Here is a 17,031-nt window from a genome sequence, read left to right as displayed (position 1 = left end):
TAGGAAGCCACGGCGCCACGCCGGGTCCATACGTCCGGCCGTATGACCTCTATAAGCCCCCGGCCCGGCCGGCACCCTGTTCGACCCGCACCGGAGCGCCTAGAATCAATCACCGGGCCCAAGATTCTTGCGCCCGGTTTCTTTTTGGCCGGATGGCTTCCCGCCGAACCGAAAGCCGGACCCAAGCCAAGCGCTCTCCCTGTTCATCCACAACAGTTTCCTGGAGCCTGGTTTTATGGAGATATTCGACTACGACAACATCCTGCTGCTGCCGCGCAAGTGCCGCGTGGAGAGCCGCTCGGAGTGCGACGCCAGCGTGGAGCTGGGCGGGCTCCGGTTCCGCCTGCCGGTGGTGCCGGCCAACATGAAGACGGTGGTGGACGAGAGCATCAGCCTCTGGATGGCGCAGAACGGCTACTTCTACGTGATGCACCGCTTCGATCTGGACAACGTGCGGTTCGTGCGCGACATGCGCACCGCGGGCGTCTACGCCTCGATCTCGCTGGGTGTGAAGGCCGCCGACCGCGCGACCGTGGACACGCTGGCCGCCGAGGGGCTGGTGCCGGAGTACATCACCATCGACATCGCGCACGGCCACGCCGACAGCGTGCGCGACATGATCCGCCACATCAAGGACAAACTGCCCGCCAGCTTCGTGATCGCCGGCAACGTGGCCACGCCCGAGGCGGTGATCGACCTGGAAAACTGGGGCGCGGACGCCACCAAGGTGGGCGTGGGCCCGGGCAAGGTCTGCATCACCAAGCTCAAGACCGGTTTTGGCACCGGCGGCTGGCAACTCAGCGCGCTCAAGTGGTGCTCTCGCGTGGCGACCAAACCCATCATCGCCGACGGCGGCATCCGCAGCCACGGCGACATCGCCAAGAGCGTGCGCTTCGGGGCCTCCATGGTCATGATCGGCTCGCTGTTCGCCGGGCACGAAGAGTCGCCCGGAAAAACGGTCGAGGTCGACGGCGAGCTCTACAAGGAGTACTACGGCTCGGCCAGCGACTTCAACAAGGGCGAGTACCGGCACGTCGAAGGCAAGCGCATCCTGGAGCCGATCAAGGGCAAGCTGGCCGACACGCTGATTGAGATGGAACAGGACGTGCAGAGCTCGATCAGCTATTCGGGCGGCACCAAGCTGATGGACATCCGCAAGGTGAACTACGTGATCCTGGGCGGAGACAACGCAAATGTGATGTAGGCCCACCCCCGCGCCGCCTGCGGCGTCACCCCCTCAAGGGGGCGGCACTGGCGGCCCGGCAAAGCCGGTTCCGCAGTGCCCTGGGACCAACTTCCCCTCCGGCGTGACGTGTCTTGACCCGAGGATGCGGTGGAACCGGCTCCGCCGGGCCACTCGCATCGCCCCCTTGAGGGGGTGACGCCGCAGGCGGCGCGGGGGTGGTCCTACCCCTCCAGCAGCTCCAGCGCCAGTTGGTTCAGCCGGTGCCCGGGCTGTACCAGCGCTTCGAGCACGCTGAAGTGGTTCAGCCCCGGCAGGGTTTCGCACACCGGCACCACGTCGTTGCCCCAGGCCTCCTGGATCATCCGGTTGTGGCGCAGGAACTCGCTGCTTTCGTCACCGCCGGTCACGGTGTACAGCAGGCCCCGGCCTTCGCGCACGGGGGGTGCCGGCAGCAGCGCCGGACTGACTTTTTTCACCTGCGCCGGGGTCAGCCGCAGCGAGTCGCGCAGGAACGGGGTGTGGCGCAGCGGCTCCAGGTCGTACAGCCCCGAAATGGACAGCGCGTTTTTCACCAGCGCGTCGGGCAGGTCGGCCCCCACGTCCCGCCAGCGGCAAGCCAGCAGCAGGGCCGCCAGTTGCCCGCCGGCCGAATGGCCCGCCACCGTGATGCGGTGCGGGTCACCGCCATGCACGGCGATGTTGCGGTACACCCAGGCCAGCAGGCCGACCATCTGCAGCGCGATGTCGGGTATGCCCACCGCCGGGCACAGCGCGTAGTTCGGCACCACCACGCAGGCGCCTTGCTTCACGAAAGCCGGGGCGAGAAACGAGTGGTCGGCCTTGTCCAGGCTGCGCCAGTACCCCCCGTGGATGAACACCAGCACCGGCGCGGGTGGCGCGTTGTGCGGGCGCGGCGCGGGAAACAGGTCGAGCGTCTCGCCAGCGCCGTGGCCGTAGGCCACATCCAGCATGCCGTCGAGCTGCTGGCGCGCCGCCTGCGATTCGCTGGCCCAGCGCTCGAAATGCCGGGCGTGTTCGGGCACCAGCGCCCGGTTGTTGTACTGGCTGTCGAGCCAGGCGGGATCGGGTTGGGCGGGTGCTTTCATGTTGGCGGATTGTGTCATGCAGGGGTGTGTTGTGACAGGGTCGCCCGTTTCGTGTATTCTGAATACAGAGTACAGAATTCATCAAAAATACCATCCCATGACAGCCCAGCTGCTCCAGCTTGAAACCACCCCGGATCTGGCCGATCAGGTGTACCGCGCGCTGCTCGATGCCATCAGCGAAGGCTCGCTCGCGCCTGGGCAGCGCATCACCCAGGAAGAACTGGCCGAGCAATTGGCGGTGTCGCGCCAGCCGGTCATGCAGGCCCTGCGCCTGCTGAAGAAAGACGGCTTTGTGCAGGACGCGCCGGTCGCTGGCGGGCCGGGCGGCCGCAGCCGTGGTCTGCAGGTGGCCCCGCTCGATGCGCAATGGATCGCCCATGTCTACGAAGTGCGCGGCGCGCTGGATGCGCTGGCGGTCCGGCTGGCGGCGGCCCGGCGCACCCGCATCGACCCCGCTCTGCTTGCGCAGGGGCGCGACGCGGTGCGCTCCGGCGACATCAAGGCCATGATCGACGCCGACCTGGCCTTTCACCGCGCGCTGTACCAGGCCTCGCAAAACCCGTTGATCGAACAGAGCGCCCTGCTGCACTGGCACCACATCCGCCGCGCCATGGGCGAGGCCCTGCAATCGTCGAGCCTGCGCGCATCGGTGTGGGACGAACACGAGGCCATGGCGCAGGCGGTGGCCTCCGGCGACGCCGAGCGCGCCGAAACCCTGATGCGCCAACACAGCGGTCAGGCCAGCGCCCATCTGGAAGCACAGATGGACGCCCACACCGGCGCCGCCGTGGCACCCGACAACTCCGTGGTTCGATGAACCACTTGGTGCGGGTTCCGGGCCTGGCCTGGAACCCGCTTTTTTTGCCCTGACGGCGCTGTCGCACCGGCAGCGCCACCTACAATTTTTCCCGGGGGCCCGATGCTCCCTTTCACCCTTTTTCTTCCGTGACCCCAGACACCCTAACCCCCTCCCCTGTTCAGAACATCGCCGTGCTCGGCATCGGCATGATGGGCTGGCCCATCGCCCGCCGGCTGTGCGAGGCCGGTTACCAGGTGAGCGCCTGGAACCGCTCGCCCGCCAAGGCCGAACGCCTGCGGCCCTTTGGCGCCCAGGTCTGCGACACCCCGGCGCTGGCGGTGGCGCAGGCCGATCTGGTGATCACCCTGCTCGAAGACGGCAAGGTGGTCGAAGACGTGCTGTTCCGGCAGGGCACCACCGATGGACTGCGCCCCGGCACGCTGATGGTGGACATGTCGTCGATCCAGCCGCGCCAGGCGCGCGACCACGCGGCCCGGCTCGCCGCCATTGGTGTACAGCATCTGGACGCACCGGTGTCCGGCGGTACGGTGGGCGCCGAACAGGCCACGCTGGCCATCATGGCGGGCGGCAAACCGGCGGACTTCGAGCGTGCCCGACCCGTCTTCGAGCACCTGGGACGCCCCACCCACGTGGGGCCGCACGGCTCGGGCCAGCTCGCCAAACTCGCCAACCAGATGATCGTGGGCATCACCATCGGCGCGGTGGCCGAAGCGCTGCTGCTGTGTGAGAAAGGCGGCGCCGACATGGCCAAGGTCCGGCAGGCCATCACCGGTGGTTTTGCCGATAGCCGCATCCTGCAGGTGCACGGCCAGCGCATGGTCGAACGCGATTTCGCCAAACGCGGCGCCATCTCGGTGCAACTGAAGGACATGCGCAACGCGATGACCACGGCGCGCGAGATCGGCTTTGAAGCCCCGATCACCGCGCTGTTCGAACAGCTGTTCGCGCAGGCCGCCGACCACGGTCTGGCCGACCTGGACCACTCGGCCCTGTTCGTGGAGCTCGCCAGCCGCAACGGCATGGCGTGATCGCTCGGCCGGCCAGCCGGCCGACGGTGGCGCCGTTCGCATCGCCTCAAAAATGGCGAGCCAGCCACCTTGTACCGGCCGGAAGCCCCGCAAAGGGCTGCTACAATCTGCGGCTTCTGGGGACGTAGCTCAGCTGGGAGAGCGTCGCGTTCGCAATGCGAAGGTCGGGAGTTCGATCCTCCTCGTCTCCACCATCGCCCAGGGGGTATAGCTCAGTTGGTAGAGCAGCTGACTCTTAATCAGTAGGTCGTAGGTTCGAATCCTACTGCCCCCACCAACATGCAGGAAGCCGGACAGGTGTCACCATCTGCCCGGCTTTTTCATGGGCGGCGCTGGACGCGCCCGCGTCACTTCGCCGGCGCGGGCACCGTGGCGGCACCGGTCTCCAGCACCAGCTCAATGCGCCGCTGAATCCGCGCCGCCTCGTCCGCCGCACCACCGGCCTGTGCGCGCTGCTGCTGCACCTTCAGCCAGGCCAGCAAGGGCCTGCGCCAACCCTGTGCCGAGGCCGTGTCCACCGCCTGGGCGATCACGCCGGGTGTGGCCACGCCCCGTTTGAACAGCACACCGGCGGCCACCAGACGCGACAAGGGTTCTTCGATTGAGGCCAGCGCAGCATCGGGCGCGTTGACCACCTGCGCCACCGCCTGATGGGCCGGGGGCAGCAGGCGCACGTCGGCCGCCGTGGCACCGCCCGCCAGGTAACGCGCATAGGCCTGTTCGGCCGGCGCGACATCGGCGGCCAGCGCGTCAAACCCGGTGCAAGGCTCGAATTCGAGCGCCGCCACACGCGTGGCACAGCGCAACAGCTCGATGCGCGCCAGCAGGTCGGCCCGCCCCGTGCGCGCGAGCTCGCTGCGCGCACGCGCGAACTCCGCTGCTTCCACCCGGTTGTTGCCCCCGAGCCAGGCGTTGGCAGCACGCTCGCTGCTGCCCTTGGCATTCATCTGCCAGTCGGGCGCGGGCGGGTTGTTGCCGCAGGCCGCCAGCGCCAGCCCCAGGACCACAACGGCCCAGCGAGCGATCCGTTGCCATGGAGATGCGGCAAGGGCGCCATCCGGCGCGAAGTGCCCGAACCCGGGAACACCGTGGAACCGGCTCCGCCGGGCCACAGGTGTTGCCCCCTTGAAGGGGGATGCGGCTACGCGCAGCGAGCAAGCAACGGGGGTGTGCATCGTCATGGCAGCTTGATCTCCGTCTCGCGGGCAAACGGCCATTTCCGGTTGATGTCGTTCATCAGCGCGTCCACCTTGCGCAAACTGGCGTCCACCTCGCTGCGCAGCGCGCCCAGATCGGTCGTCGCCTCTTTGGTGTTGCTGGCAATGCCCTGGGCCTCCACCAGCAGGGCGTCCACCTTTGTCAGGCTGCCACGGGCATCGGTGAGCAGGCCGTTGAGCTGCTGCACGGTGGCGCGTGCGTCGTTGACCAGACCACCCTGCCCGCCGGGCCCGCCGCCCTGGCCAAAGACCTGCCGGTCGGCATTGGCCACCAGGCTGTCGAGCCGCTGGACCAAGGTATCGGAGCGTGCCAGCAGCGCGTTGGCGCGGTCGATGGCGAGCAGAAGCTTCTTGGCGTCGGCCTCGTTGCCCAGCAACACGCCCAGGGCGCCCTGTGGGCCCTTGAGCTGCTCGGTCACGCTCCGCACGTTGGTCAGGCTCTGCGCCAGCGCCGCGTCGGACTGGGTCAACGCGGTCAGGTTGTCCAGCAGTTCGCGAACGGAGGCGGTGAGCTTGGGGATTTCGGCCGCCGCGTCGCCGCGCAGCACCTGGCGCACCGCGCCGTCTTCGAGCGGGGGGTCTTCCAGCATGCCGCTGTAGGCCCGGATGCGGGTACCGCCCACCAGGCTGCGTTCCATGGTGAAGATGCTGGAGGTGCGCAGCCAGCGCGCGTCCTTGCTCGGCACGTCGACAAGGAAGTGCACGTTGCCATCGTCGGCGAGTTCGATGCGCGAGATGCGGCCGATCGCGAAGCCCGCGAAGGTCATGTCCATGCCGACCACCACCCCCTCGGAGTCGTCGGACACCAGCACCAGCCGCTGCGTGCGCTCGAACATGCCGCGCGCGTACATCACATACAGCGCCGAGCCCACCACCAACGCCAGCATGAGCAACAACAGGATGACCGCCTTGAGCTCCAGGTTCTTCACCGGCGGCGGCTGGTCGGGGGGGGGAGGCGTGGGTGTCGGGTTCATGGGGTGTCAATAGTAGTTGCCGACCAGCGAGGCCACTTCGATGAGCACGACCACCGAGAGCAGCCGCGCGAATTCGGTGATGTCGCTGCGGTAGCCGTAGCCACCGTCACGATCGCGGGCGGCGCTGCCGGCCATGGGCACGACGGCCACGGCCAGGCTGAAGAAGAAGGTCTTGAGGCAGAAGATCAGCGTCACGGCGGGCGAGAACACGCTGCCCACACTGCGCGCGTACGCGGGCAGCGCCCAGTGGGAAAAGCCGTACACGTTCAGGTAGGTCAGCACGATGGCGATCACACAGCTCAGCGCGGCCAGCAGCAACACCGAAAACAGGCTGGCCAGGGCGCGCGGCAGCAGCTCGGTGCGCAGCAACTCCTGGTGATCGCGCACCACGCCTTCGCGCAGCTGGCGCGACAGGGTGCGCCGCACGGCCTGCGCGCCGGGCATGGCGTAGCGCACCGCCACGAACATCGCGGCGTACAGGGGAATGAGTTCGAGCACCAGGGTGCGCACCAGCACCTCCAGCGCGTACTGCGACAGGCCATAGCTGTAGGCGGTGGCCACCACGATGCGGATCAGCACCAGGCTGATGAGCGCCGAGAGCACCAGAAACCAGGTCAGCAGTGGCGCGGTGGCGAGGTAGATATTGCGCAGCACGGCCAGGCGCTGCGCCCCGGCCTGATAGCTCGACGGCAGGAGCGCGAGCACCATGATCTGCGCCCCCAGCAACAGCACATGCCACCAGGTCAGCACCGAAGCGACCAGTTGCCGACCCCAGCGGTACAAGGCGTTTTGCGTGGATGAGGCGGGATTCATGGCTGGGATGATAGTCCCCGCACCTGTGCAGCAGGCAGCGCTGGGGGTGGTGTAAACGCCCATGGCAAAAAGCGTTCACTGGTTTTCAATCGGGCATCTTGCCCCGCTTGGCGGGCCTCGCTGTAACAGGAGTTTTCCGCATGTCGTCCCTTGCCTTGCCCATCGCCCCGGTGGTTCGCCGCCAGACCATCGCCGACGCCCTGCACCGCACCGCCGCCCGCCTGCCCGGCAAGACCGCCGTCGTCTGCGGCAGCACGCAATGGACCTACGCCGAGTTCAACGCCCTGGTCAGCCGCCTGGCCGCCGGCCTGCACCGCATCGGCGTGGGTGAAGGCGACAAGGTGGCCGTGCTGGCGCGCAACTCGCACGGCTTCGCGGCGCTGCGCTTCGCATTGGCCCGCCGCGGCGCGGTGCTGGTGCCGATCAACTTCATGCTCAAGGCCGATGAGGTGGCCTACATCCTGCGACACGCCGGCGCCCGGACACTGGCCACCGACAGCGGCCTGGCCGGGCTGGCGCGCGAGGCCTCGGCGTTGGAGACGCAGGTGCAACAGTTCATCTGGCTGCCCAGCGAAGACCCGAGCGAGCCCGCGGATGGCATGCACCACTTCGACGAACTCGCCGCCTGCACCGATACCCTGCCCGAGGTGGCGCTGGGCAGTCTGGATCTGGCCCAGATCGTCTACACCAGCGGCACAGAGTCGAGCCCCAAAGGCGCCATGCTCACGCACGACGCCGTGCTGTGGCAGTACGTGAGCTGCGTGATCAACGCCGAGATCGCCGAGGCCGACCGCGCCTTGCACGCCCTGCCGCTGTACCACTGCGCGCAGCTCGACGTGTTCTTCGGTCCGGCCATCTACATCGGCAGCAGCAACGTCATCACCAGCAAGCCCACGCCGGACAACCTGCTCGCACTGATTGAGAGGCTGCAAATCACGAGCTTCTTCGCCCCGCCCACCGTGTGGATCGCGCTGCTGCGTTCGCCGCTGTTCGACGCCAACAAGCTGGGCAGCCTGGCCAAGGGCTACTACGGCGCGTCCATCATGCCGGTCGAAGTGTTGAAGGAACTGGCCACACGCCTGCCGGCCGTGCGGCTGTGGAACCTGTACGGCCAGACCGAGATCGCGCCGCTGGCCACCATGCTCGGCCCGGACGACCAGTTGCGCAAACCCGGCTCCTGCGGCAAGGCGGTGCTCAACGTGGAGACCCGGGTGGTCAACGACGCCATGCAGGACGTGGCCGCGGGCGAGGTCGGCGAGATCGTGCACCGCTCGCCCCACCTGATGCTCGGCTATTTCAACGACCCCGAGCGCACCGCCGCCAGCTTCGAGGGTGACTGGTTCCACAGCGGCGACCTCGCCATGATCGACAGCGAAGGCTTCATCACCGTCGTGGACCGCAAGAAGGACATGATCAAGACCGGCGGCGAAAACGTGGCCAGCCGCGAGGTGGAAGAAATGATCTACCGCCTGCGCGCGGTGAGCGAGGTGGCGGTGATCGGCCTGCCCGACCCGAAGTGGGTCGAGGCGGTGACGGCGGTGATCGTGGTCAAGGCCGGTCAGGCGCTGACCGAAGACGAGGTCGTGGCGCATTGCAACGCACACATGGCCAGCTTCAAATGCCCGAAGCGCGTCGTGTTCACCGACAGCCTGCCGAAGAACCCAAGTGGCAAGTTGCTCAAACGCGAGCTGCGCCAACGCCACGCAGCCTGAGAACAACAAGCTGGACGGGCCGCTGCCGTCTCCAGAATCACAGGTTCTCGTGGTGGGCCGAGGCCCCGCGTTTCCAATAGGCTGCGGCGCGCAGGCGCTCCTTGGCCAGCCCATGCTGCTCCACCAGCACGCGGCGTGTTGCGGCCATCTCGGTCGCTTCCCCGGCGGCCCAGGCATAGCCCTCGCCAGCGGGCAGGCGCAGCTCGCCCACCGCCGCGGCCAGTCCGCCATCGACACCCTCGGTGAGCCAGCGCAGCTGTAGGGCCGCCGAGGTTTGCAGCTCGCGGCGATCGGCGGGGTCGGCCGTCTCGGCGATCACGATGGCCCGACTGCCCGCCGGCAGTGCCTCCAGCCGCCGGGCGATGGCGGGCAAGGCGGTTTCGTCGCCCACCAGCAGGTGCCAGTCGAAACCCAACGGCACCACGAAAGAGCCGCGCGGCCCCCCCACGCCGGCCTGCTGGCCCACCCGCGCCTGCGCGGCCCACGAGGCGGCATGGCCTTCGCCGTGCAAGGCGAATTCGATGTCGAGCACACCCGCCAGCGGATCGAAGTGGCGGGGCGTGTAGTCGCGCATGACCGGACGCGCAACGTCCGGCGGCAGCACCGGGCCGTCGGGGCCGAGCTCGGGCAACACCAGCGGGCCATCCGGATCGGCGGGCAGCATGAGCTTGACGTGGTCATCGAACGAGGCGCTGTGGAAATCGCGCAGGTCTTCACCGGCAAAGCGCACGCGCACCAGGTGCGGGCTGAGCCTGTGGACCTGCTGCACCTGCACACGGCGCACTTTCAGGGGATGGCGCAGGCGCTGAACGGCCAGGGAATGGGTGGTGTGGTCTGTGGTCATGAGGGTATGGAACAGGCTATGGCACCCGCCTCGCAAGGCCGAGAGGTCCTGGTGTACAGTCGATTCATTGGTTGATAGATACAACCATTCTGGATTAATTAGATGATACCGTCAACCATATGACCCCCACCAAACCCTCTCCCGCAAAGTCCGAGGTGCTGGAGCGCCTGCACAGTCTGGTGACCTTTTTTCACCGCCACATGCACGAGGCGGTGCGCGACGACGGCGACGGGCTGGCACTCATGGAAGCGCGCGCGCTGAACTTCCTGGCGCGCCACGAAGGCAGCAGCCAGCGCGAGCTGGTGCTCCACTCTGGGCGCGACAAGGCCCAGATCGCCCGCATCGTCAAGACGCTGCACGAACGCGGCCTGCTGGAAAGTGCACCCGACCCGCAAGATGGTCGCTGCCAGCGGCTGCGGCTCACCCCCGAGGGCCACACCATGCACCGCCGGATGCAGCAACACCGCATGCGGTTTGAACAGGCGCTCACGCGCGGCTTCGATGCCGCCGAACTCGCCGCCTTGCAGGCTCAGCTCGAACGCATGCAGGCCAACGTCGAAAAGCCCTGAGCGAGGGGGCGGCCTCAGAAGGCGTCGCCGCCGCTGGCCTGGCGCAGCGCCCAGGCCACGTGTTCGCGCACCAGCGCGCTGGCGTCCGCGGCCTTCGATTGCAGCGCGGCGCGCAGGGCCTGCCGGGTGCTGGCATCGGGGTCCGCCCGCAGCGCATTGCCCATCGCCACCGCGATGTTGCGCAACCAGCGCTCGTGCCCAATGCGCCGGATCGGGCTGCCTTCGGTGCGGCGCAGGAACTCGTCTTCTGTCCAGGCAAACAGCTCGATCAGCGTCGCCCCACTCAGGCCCTCGCGTTCGTCGAAGTCGGGCAGCGGGCTGCGCTGCGCGAACTTGTTCCACGGACAGACCAACTGGCAGTCGTCGCAGCCGTAGATGCGGTTGCCCATCAGCGGGCGCAGGTCTTCGGGGATGGCGCCGGCGTGTTCGATCGTCAGGTAAGAAATGCAGCGGCGCGCGTCCAGCCGGTGCGGGCCGAGAATGGCCTGGGTCGGACACACCTCGATGCAGGCGCTGCAGCTGCCGCAGTGCGGGCTCACGGGCTCGCTCGGCGGCAGGGCAATGTCCAGATAGATCTCACCCAGGAAAAACATGGACCCCGCTTCACGGCTGAGCACCAGCGTGTGTTTGCCACGCCAGCCCTGGCCACTGCGGCTGGCCAGTTCGGCTTCGAGCACCGGGGCCGAGTCGGTGAACACGCGGTGGCCCAGCGGCCCCACGGCCTGGGCGATGCGCTCGGCCAGTTTCTGTAGACGGTTTCGCAACACCTTGTGGTAGTCCCGCCCCCGCGCGTAGACCGACACCACCGCTTCGCCGGGTCGCTGCAGCCGGGCCAGTTCCCGGCTCGGCCAGTCGTCGGGCGTGTCGCGCGGCAGGTAGTCCATGCGCGCAGTGACCACGCTCACCGTGCCCGGCACCAGCTCGGCCGGGCGTGCACGCTTGAGGCCGTGGCTGGCCATGTAACCCATGTCGCCGTGAAACCCGGCGGCCAGCCAGGCCTTCAAACCGGGCTCGGCCGCAGAAAGATCGACACCAGCGACCCCAATTTGGGAAAATGCGAGCTCCCGGCCCCAGGCCTGTATCTGTGAGACGAGTTGAGCAGCATCAAAACCGGACTTCATGTTGCACCCATTGTAGGAACGGGCGCGGATGCGGGCGCCCCGCGCTGGCACGGACACTGGGCCCATGAAGACGACACCCGGGCCTTTGCCCTGCGCCTGGCCGAGTGCCCCGCCATCGCCCACGCCACGCTCACCCTGCACGGCGACCTGGGCGCGGGCAAGACCACCTTCGTGCGCCACCTGCTGCGCGCCCTGGGCGTGAACGGGCGCATCAAGAGCCCGACCTACGCGGTGGTGGAACCGCACAGCAGCACCAGCTGCGCGCTCATGCCCGAGGGCGAGGTGCTGCACATCTGGCACTTCGATTTCTACCGCTTCAGCGATCCCCGCGAGTGGGAAGACGCGGGGTTTCGCGAACTTTTCGCCAGCCCCGGCCTCAAGCTCGTGGAATGGCCCGAGCGCGCGGCCGACACCCTGCCCAGCATTGATGCCGACATCCACATTGAGCCAGAACCCATGAGCCCCGACACACGAGCCGACGACGCCGACGCCGCGCGCCGCGTCACGTTCACCGCCTTCACCCCCGCGGGCCGCCATCTGCTGGCCGCGCTGCAGGCATGAGCGCCGCCCGGCCGCTCCGAAGGCGTTCAGCCCCGCAGTGCGCAGCACGGAGGGTCGTCCAGTGAGCACCGCGCCCGACCACCCCAACCGCCGCTGGCTGCTGCAGGCCGGCTCGCTGGTGCTGCTGCTGGGCACGCAGCACATCGCGCGTGGCGCCAGCGTGCTCGCGGTTCGCATCTGGCCCGCGGAAGACTACACGCGCGTGACCATCGAGTCCGACGGCGCGCTCAAGGCCCGCCAGACCACGGTGAGCCACCCGCCGCGCCTGTCGGTCGACATCGAAGGCATCGATCTGGTGGAGGGTCTGCGCGAGCTGGTCGGCAAGCTCAAGTCCGACGACCCCAACATCGCGGGCATTCGCGTCTCGCAGAGCGGTGCGAACCTCGTGCGCCTGACGGTCGATCTGAAACAGGCCATCAAACCCCAGGTGTTCCAGCTGGAACCGGTGGCGGCCTACCGGCACCGGCTGGTGCTCGACCTGTACCCGGTGGTCACCCGCGATCCCCTGGAAGAACTCATCAGCCAGCGCATGAAAGAGCTGGACGAGGCCAGCGCGCGCGCTGCCCAACTGCTGGGGCTGGGAATGGAACCCGACCCACCCTCGGGCGGTGACGGTGACGGCTCCGCCGCCGATCCGCTGGGCGAGCTGATCGCGCAACACGAACGCGCGGCGGTCGATTCCCCCGTGACGGCCCGGCCACCGGCCACCGGTCCGCGGCCCAAGCCCGCGCCCCCCGAACGCGCCACGGCCAGCAAACCCGACGCCACCGAGCGCCTGATCATCGTGGCGCTCGACCCCGGCCACGGCGGCGAAGACCCTGGCGCCATCGGCCCGGGCGGCACGCGCGAAAAAGACGTGGTGCTGCGGGTCGCCCAGCGCCTGCGCGACCGCATCAACGCCACCCGCGTCAACGGCAACCCCATGCGCGCCTACCTCACCCGCGATGCCGACTTCTTCGTGCCGTTGCACGTGCGGGTGCAAAAGGCCCAGCGGGTCCAGGCCGACCTGTTCATCAGCATCCACGCCGACGCCTTCATGACGCCCCAGCCCCAGGGCGCGAGCGTGTTTGCGCTCAGCACCAAAGGCGCCAGCAGCGCCGCCGCGCGCTGGATGGCCAACAAGGAAAACGCCGCCGACCTGGTGGGCGGCATCAACGTCAAGGCCGCGGACGCCACGGTGCAGCGTGCCCTGCTCGACATGAGCACCACGGCGCAGATCAAGGACAGCCTCAAACTGGGCAGCGCCATGCTGGGCGAGGTGGGCCGGGTGGGCAAGTTGCACAAGCCCCATGTGGAACAGGCCGGGTTCGCGGTGCTCAAGGCGCCCAACATCCCCAGCGTGCTGGTGGAGACCGCCTTCATCAGCAACCCGCAGGAAGAGCAGCGCCTGCGCAGCGAGCGCTACCAGAGCGATCTGGCCGACGCCCTGCTCAAGGGCATCGTCAAATACTTCGGCGCCAATCCGCCGCTGGCGAAAACCCGGCAGATTTGAATGGCCCACCCCTGCGCCGCCTGCGGCTCGGGTGGGCTATACCTCTGCCTTTTCAGCCCGGGCCGCACGCCAGCCACCAAAGATCGCGATCAGCCCCGGCACGAAGATCAGCGCCCAGATGATCTTGGACAGGTTGGCCTGCACCCAGGCCAGGTTGCCGAAGAAGTAACCGGCGGCGGTCAGGCCGATCACCCAGATTGAGCCGCCGACCACGTTGTAGGCGGTGAACTTGCTGCGCGTCATCTCGGCCACGCCCGCCACGAAGGGGGCGAAGGTGCGGATGAAGGGCATGAAGCGCGCCAGGATGATGGTCACGCCGCCGTAGCGCTCGTAGAACGCGTGTGCCTGGTTGAAGGCATTCTTGTTGAAGAAGCGCGAGTTCTCCCACTGGAACACCTTCGGGCCAAAGTAGCGCCCGATGCTGTAGTTGGTCTGGTCGCCCAGGATGGCCGCCGCCAGCATCAGGCCGGCGGCCAGCGGGTAGTCGATCAGGCCCGCGCCGCAGAGCGCGCCCACGATGAACAGCAGCGAGTCGCCCGGCAGAAAGGGCATGACCACCAACCCCGTCTCCACGAAGATGATGAGAAACAGCAGCGCGTAGACCCAGGCGCCGTAGGCTTGCACGAAGGCCTGCAGGTGCTGGTCCACGTGCAGGATGAAGTCGATCAAGAACGTGACAAGTTCCATAAATGTGAGTGCGATGGTGGACGGATCGGCGCGAGGAGCCGGAAAGGAGAGGCCCCTGCCAGCCCACACCGTGGAACCGCCCTTCGACGGGCTCTGGACGGGCACGGGTGTGATCCCCCTCGGGGGAAGCCGCGCAACGGCGCAGGGGGAAACCCGCATTATCCCCGCGGCCTACAATTTGCCGGTGAACGCCGCCCTCCCCCCCTCCACCCGCCGCCCGATCCTCGAACTGCCCGACGAACTGGTCAGCCAGATCGCGGCCGGCGAGGTGGTCGAACGCCCCGCCTCGGTGGTGCGCGAGCTGGTGGACAACGCGCTGGACGCGGGCGCCACCCAGATCACCGTGCGCCTGCAGGCCGGCGGCGTGCGGCTCATCAGCGTGGAAGACAACGGCTGGGGCATCCACCGCACCGAGCTGCCCACCGCGCTCAAGCGCCACGCCACCAGCAAGATCGCCAGCCTCTCCGACCTGGAATCCGTGGGCACCATGGGTTTCCGCGGCGAGGCGCTGGCCGCCATCTGCTCCATCGCCGAAGTCTCGGTGCTCACGCGCGTGGACAGCGGAGACGAACCGCACGGCTGGCTGCTCGATGGCCGCAGCGGCGAGCTGCAACCCACCGCGCGCAACCCCGGTACCACGGTGGAGGTGCGCGAACTCTTTTTCGCCACGCCGGCGCGGCGCAAGTTCCTGAAGACCGACGCCACCGAACTGGCCCACTGCATCGAGGCGGTGCGCCGCCACGCGCTGGCGCGGCCCGAGGTGGGTTTTGCGATCTGGCACGACGGCAAGCTGGTGGCGCAGTGGCGCGCTGTGGTGGCCGACCTTGCCGGTGGCGGCATGCTGGACGCGTTGCGCCAGCGCCTGGCCGACGTGCTGGGCGAAGACTTCATTCAACAGGCGGTGGCGGTCAACTGGCCGGCCGACGCCGTGCCCGGCGAAACGGCCCTGGCCGATGGCGTGCAGCGCCTTCGCGTCTGGGGCTTTGCCGGCGTGCCCGACGCGGCGCGCTCGCGCAGCGACTGGCAATACGCCTACGTGAACGGCCGTTTCGTGCGCGACAAGGTGATCGGCCACGCCGCGCGCAGCGCCTACGAAGACGTGCTGCACGGCCACCGCCAGCCGGTCTACGCTCTCTGCGTGAGCCTGGACCCGACGCGGGTGGACGTGAACGTGCACCCAACCAAGATCGAGGTGCGCTTCCGCGACAGCCGCGAGGTGCACCAGGCCGTGCGCCACGCGGTGGAGGCCGCGCTGGCCGCGCCGCGTTCGGCCGCGGCTGTGGCGGCGCAAACCACGCTCATGCCCGGCGAGACACCTTCCGATGCGGCTTCGACGATGCCGCCCGGTGCGGCCTGGAGCGCGCCCGAGCGCCTGCCATCCACCTGGGGCACGGCGCAGAACGCCTTGCCGTTCCAGCGCTACACACCGCCCGACACCATCGGCCAGCGGGTGAGCGATCTCGGGGCTTTGTGGGGCGGTGCTTCCGAAGGGGCAACGACCGCCTCGGCCCGAACGGAGGGATGGGCGACCTCCCCGGATGCCACGCTGGCCAACACGGCTTCCGTTCGGGCCGAGGCGGGCGTTGCCCTCGCGACAGCCCGCCCCCTGCCCGAAGGCGACTGGCCGCTGGGCCGCGCCATCGCGCAGCTGCAGGGCGTCTACATCCTGGCCGAAAACGCGCAAGGCCTGGTGGTGGTGGACATGCACGCCGCGCACGAGCGCATCGTCTACGAACGCCTCAAGCAGCAGATGGACAACGAGCAACTGGCCAGCCAGCCACTGCTGATCCCGGCCACCTTCGCCGCCACGCCCGAAGAAGTGGCCACCGCCGAAGACAGCGGCGTGGTGCTGGCCATGCTGGGGCTGGAAGTGGTGCCGTTTTCGCCAAAGACGCTCGCGGTGCGCGCCGTGCCCACCACGCTGGCCCAGGGCGACCCGGTGGAGCTCGCGCGCAGCGTGCTCGCCGAGCTGAGCCAGCACGACGCCTCCACCGTGGTGCAACGCGCGCGCAATCAGCTGCTGGCCACCATGGCCTGCCACGGCGCGGTGCGCGCCAACCGCCGCCTGACCATCGACGAAATGAACGCGCTCCTGCGCCAGATGGAAGTCACCGAGCGCTCCGACCAGTGCAACCACGGCCGCCCGACCTGGCGCCAGGTCGGCATGAAAGAGTTGGACGCGTTGTTCCTGCGCGGACGCTGACCCAGGGGAGTCGACCACCATGGTGCACCTGCTCGACAACATCTTCTGGCACAGCCTGACCGGCCCGCAGGCCTGCTGGGCCGTCGGCTCGGGCGGCGCGCGCCGATACGCTGCGGGCTTCTCACCCATCGTCGGCTTCGCCAACCCGGCGCAGCCCGATCTGGATGCCCTGGCGCCGCACTGCGGCCCCGACGAACATTTCTACTGCGACGGCTGGTCGGGCCCGGCGCCCGCGGGCTGGGTGGTGGAGGCCGAGGCCACCATGCACAAAATGATCTGGGCCGGCGAAACCCCGGTGCGGGACGAAGCCCCCGAGGCACGGCCCATCGGTCCGGAGCACCTGGACCAGGTGCTGGCCCTGGCCGAGCTCACCCGACCCGGGCCGTTCGGCCCGCGCACCATTGAGCTCGGCGAATACTTCGGCCTGTTCGACGGTGAGCGGCTCATGGCCATGGCCGGGGAACGTTGTCAGGCCGAAACGCTGCGCGAGGTCAGTGGTGTCTGCACCCACCCGGACTTTCAGGGCCGCGGACTGGCGCGGCGGCTGATGCTCAAACTGATCGCGCGCCAGCTCGCACGCGGAGAAACCCCGTTCCTGCACGTGATGAGCGCCAACACCGGCGCCCTGGGCCTGTACCAGCGCATGGGTTTTCGCACCCACCGCGAATCGGTGGTGCGCGTCATTGCGCTGGCCTGAG

Annotated in this window: 16 protein-coding genes and 2 tRNA genes; 11 read left to right on the top strand and 7 right to left on the bottom strand. The window is 68.4% G+C overall.

Annotated elements, in window-relative coordinates; translation table 11 throughout:
• The first annotated feature begins 235 nt into the window (after positions 1–235).
• Positions 236–1,204, top strand: coding sequence for a GMP reductase (locus KIH07_RS14090; RefSeq protein ID WP_226492573.1), 969 nt, complete (start codon positions 236–238; stop codon positions 1,202–1,204).
• A gap of 203 nt (positions 1,205–1,407) precedes the next feature.
• On the opposite strand, the gene KIH07_RS14085 is transcribed toward KIH07_RS14090, so the two are convergent.
• A complete protein-coding gene (locus tag KIH07_RS14085) occupies positions 1,408–2,292 on the bottom strand; it encodes an alpha/beta hydrolase (protein WP_226492572.1) in 885 nt (294 codons plus the stop codon).
• Positions 2,293–2,389: 97 nt separating this feature from the next.
• Between KIH07_RS14085 and KIH07_RS14080 the strand changes: the two genes are divergently transcribed.
• From KIH07_RS14080 to KIH07_RS14065, 4 genes are all read left to right on the top strand, one after another.
• Entirely contained in the window at positions 2,390–3,109 is a 720-nt protein-coding gene (locus KIH07_RS14080) for a GntR family transcriptional regulator (RefSeq protein ID WP_226492571.1), read from the top strand.
• A gap of 128 nt (positions 3,110–3,237) precedes the next feature.
• Positions 3,238–4,140, top strand: a complete 903-nt coding sequence (locus KIH07_RS14075; protein ID WP_226492570.1) for an NAD(P)-dependent oxidoreductase — start codon at positions 3,238–3,240, stop codon at positions 4,138–4,140.
• 118 nt (positions 4,141–4,258) lie between these two features.
• Positions 4,259–4,334, top strand: a tRNA-Ala gene (locus KIH07_RS14070).
• 7 nt (positions 4,335–4,341) lie between these two features.
• Positions 4,342–4,417, top strand: a tRNA-Lys gene (locus tag KIH07_RS14065).
• Between the two features lie 70 nt (positions 4,418–4,487).
• On the opposite strand, the gene KIH07_RS14060 is transcribed toward KIH07_RS14065, so the two are convergent.
• The 3 genes from KIH07_RS14060 to KIH07_RS14050 all read right to left on the bottom strand — a co-directional run bounded on the left by KIH07_RS14060 (position 4,488) and on the right by KIH07_RS14050 (position 7,144).
• Positions 4,488–5,147 (bottom strand): hypothetical protein, encoded by a 660-nt coding sequence (locus KIH07_RS14060; RefSeq protein ID WP_226492569.1) that lies wholly within the window; start codon positions 5,145–5,147, stop codon positions 4,488–4,490.
• 170 nt (positions 5,148–5,317) lie between these two features.
• Entirely contained in the window at positions 5,318–6,331 is a 1,014-nt protein-coding gene (locus KIH07_RS14055; protein ID WP_226492568.1) for a mammalian cell entry protein, read from the bottom strand.
• A gap of 6 nt (positions 6,332–6,337) precedes the next feature.
• On the bottom strand, positions 6,338–7,144 hold the full coding sequence (locus KIH07_RS14050) for an MlaE family ABC transporter permease (protein ID WP_226492567.1): 807 nt from the start codon (positions 7,142–7,144) through the stop codon (positions 6,338–6,340).
• A gap of 140 nt (positions 7,145–7,284) precedes the next feature.
• Between KIH07_RS14050 and KIH07_RS14045 the strand changes: the two genes are divergently transcribed.
• Positions 7,285–8,856, top strand: a complete 1,572-nt coding sequence (locus tag KIH07_RS14045) for an acyl-CoA synthetase (protein WP_226492566.1) — start codon at positions 7,285–7,287, stop codon at positions 8,854–8,856.
• A 37-nt stretch (positions 8,857–8,893) separates the two neighbouring features.
• On the opposite strand, the gene KIH07_RS14040 is transcribed toward KIH07_RS14045, so the two are convergent.
• Positions 8,894–9,700: a siderophore-interacting protein gene (locus tag KIH07_RS14040; protein WP_226492565.1), complete on the bottom strand. Its 807-nt coding sequence runs from the start codon at positions 9,698–9,700 to the stop codon at positions 8,894–8,896.
• Positions 9,701–9,819: 119 nt separating this feature from the next.
• Between KIH07_RS14040 and KIH07_RS14035 the strand changes: the two genes are divergently transcribed.
• Complete coding sequence (locus tag KIH07_RS14035) at positions 9,820–10,269, top strand: MarR family winged helix-turn-helix transcriptional regulator (protein WP_226492564.1); 450 nt, start codon at positions 9,820–9,822, stop codon at positions 10,267–10,269.
• A 14-nt stretch (positions 10,270–10,283) separates the two neighbouring features.
• On the opposite strand, the gene queG is transcribed toward KIH07_RS14035, so the two are convergent.
• The gene (queG, locus tag KIH07_RS14030) at positions 10,284–11,390 is read right to left on the bottom strand and encodes a tRNA epoxyqueuosine(34) reductase QueG (protein WP_226492563.1); all 1,107 of its coding nucleotides are present in this window, start codon (positions 11,388–11,390) and stop codon (positions 10,284–10,286) included.
• Between queG and tsaE the strand changes: the two genes are divergently transcribed.
• Both tsaE and KIH07_RS14020 read left to right on the top strand, forming a co-directional pair.
• A complete protein-coding gene (tsaE, locus tag KIH07_RS14025; RefSeq protein WP_413465804.1) occupies positions 11,373–11,951 on the top strand; it encodes a tRNA (adenosine(37)-N6)-threonylcarbamoyltransferase complex ATPase subunit type 1 TsaE in 579 nt (192 codons plus the stop codon). The genes queG and tsaE overlap by 18 nt on opposite strands.
• Before the next feature lie 61 nt (positions 11,952–12,012).
• The gene (locus tag KIH07_RS14020) at positions 12,013–13,443 is read left to right on the top strand and encodes an N-acetylmuramoyl-L-alanine amidase (RefSeq protein ID WP_226492562.1); all 1,431 of its coding nucleotides are present in this window, start codon (positions 12,013–12,015) and stop codon (positions 13,441–13,443) included.
• A 36-nt stretch (positions 13,444–13,479) separates the two neighbouring features.
• Here KIH07_RS14020 and KIH07_RS14015 read toward each other — a convergent pair whose 3' ends face one another.
• Positions 13,480–14,130 (bottom strand): DedA family protein, encoded by a 651-nt coding sequence (locus KIH07_RS14015; RefSeq protein WP_226492561.1) that lies wholly within the window; start codon positions 14,128–14,130, stop codon positions 13,480–13,482.
• A gap of 184 nt (positions 14,131–14,314) precedes the next feature.
• On the opposite strand from KIH07_RS14015, the gene mutL reads away from it, so the two are divergent.
• Together mutL and KIH07_RS14005 are read left to right on the top strand one after the other, a co-directional pair.
• Positions 14,315–16,333: a DNA mismatch repair endonuclease MutL gene (gene mutL / locus KIH07_RS14010; protein ID WP_226492560.1), complete on the top strand. Its 2,019-nt coding sequence runs from the start codon at positions 14,315–14,317 to the stop codon at positions 16,331–16,333.
• Positions 16,334–16,352: 19 nt separating this feature from the next.
• A complete protein-coding gene (locus KIH07_RS14005; RefSeq protein WP_226492559.1) occupies positions 16,353–17,030 on the top strand; it encodes a GNAT family N-acetyltransferase in 678 nt (225 codons plus the stop codon).
• Position 17,031 lies beyond the last annotated feature (1 nt).

Origin of the sequence: Hydrogenophaga taeniospiralis (genome assembly GCF_020510445.1) — a bacterium.
Lineage (GTDB): Bacteria > Pseudomonadota > Gammaproteobacteria > Burkholderiales > Burkholderiaceae_C > Hydrogenophaga.
This window is presented reverse-complemented; position numbering and strand designations above follow the sequence as displayed.

Excerpts from the sequence above, each read along its gene's own strand:
- KIH07_RS14080 (WP_226492571.1), top strand. The coding sequence starts at position 2,390 with ATGACAGCCCAGCTGCTCCAGCTTGAAACCACCCCGGATCTGGCCGAT.
- KIH07_RS14055 (WP_226492568.1), bottom strand. The coding sequence starts at position 6,331 with ATGAACCCGACACCCACGCCTCCCCCCCCCGACCAGCCGCCGCCGGTG.
- queG (WP_226492563.1), bottom strand. The coding sequence starts at position 11,390 with ATGAAGTCCGGTTTTGATGCTGCTCAACTCGTCTCACAGATACAGGCC.
- KIH07_RS14090 (WP_226492573.1), top strand. The coding sequence starts at position 236 with ATGGAGATATTCGACTACGACAACATCCTGCTGCTGCCGCGCAAGTGC.
- KIH07_RS14015 (WP_226492561.1), bottom strand. The coding sequence starts at position 14,130 with ATGGAACTTGTCACGTTCTTGATCGACTTCATCCTGCACGTGGACCAG.
- KIH07_RS14035 (WP_226492564.1), top strand. The coding sequence starts at position 9,820 with ATGACCCCCACCAAACCCTCTCCCGCAAAGTCCGAGGTGCTGGAGCGC.
- KIH07_RS14045 (WP_226492566.1), top strand. The coding sequence starts at position 7,285 with ATGTCGTCCCTTGCCTTGCCCATCGCCCCGGTGGTTCGCCGCCAGACC.
- KIH07_RS14050 (WP_226492567.1), bottom strand. The coding sequence starts at position 7,144 with ATGAATCCCGCCTCATCCACGCAAAACGCCTTGTACCGCTGGGGTCGG.
- KIH07_RS14040 (WP_226492565.1), bottom strand. The coding sequence starts at position 9,700 with ATGACCACAGACCACACCACCCATTCCCTGGCCGTTCAGCGCCTGCGC.
- KIH07_RS14005 (WP_226492559.1), top strand. The coding sequence starts at position 16,353 with ATGGTGCACCTGCTCGACAACATCTTCTGGCACAGCCTGACCGGCCCG.
- KIH07_RS14085 (WP_226492572.1), bottom strand. The coding sequence starts at position 2,292 with ATGAAAGCACCCGCCCAACCCGATCCCGCCTGGCTCGACAGCCAGTAC.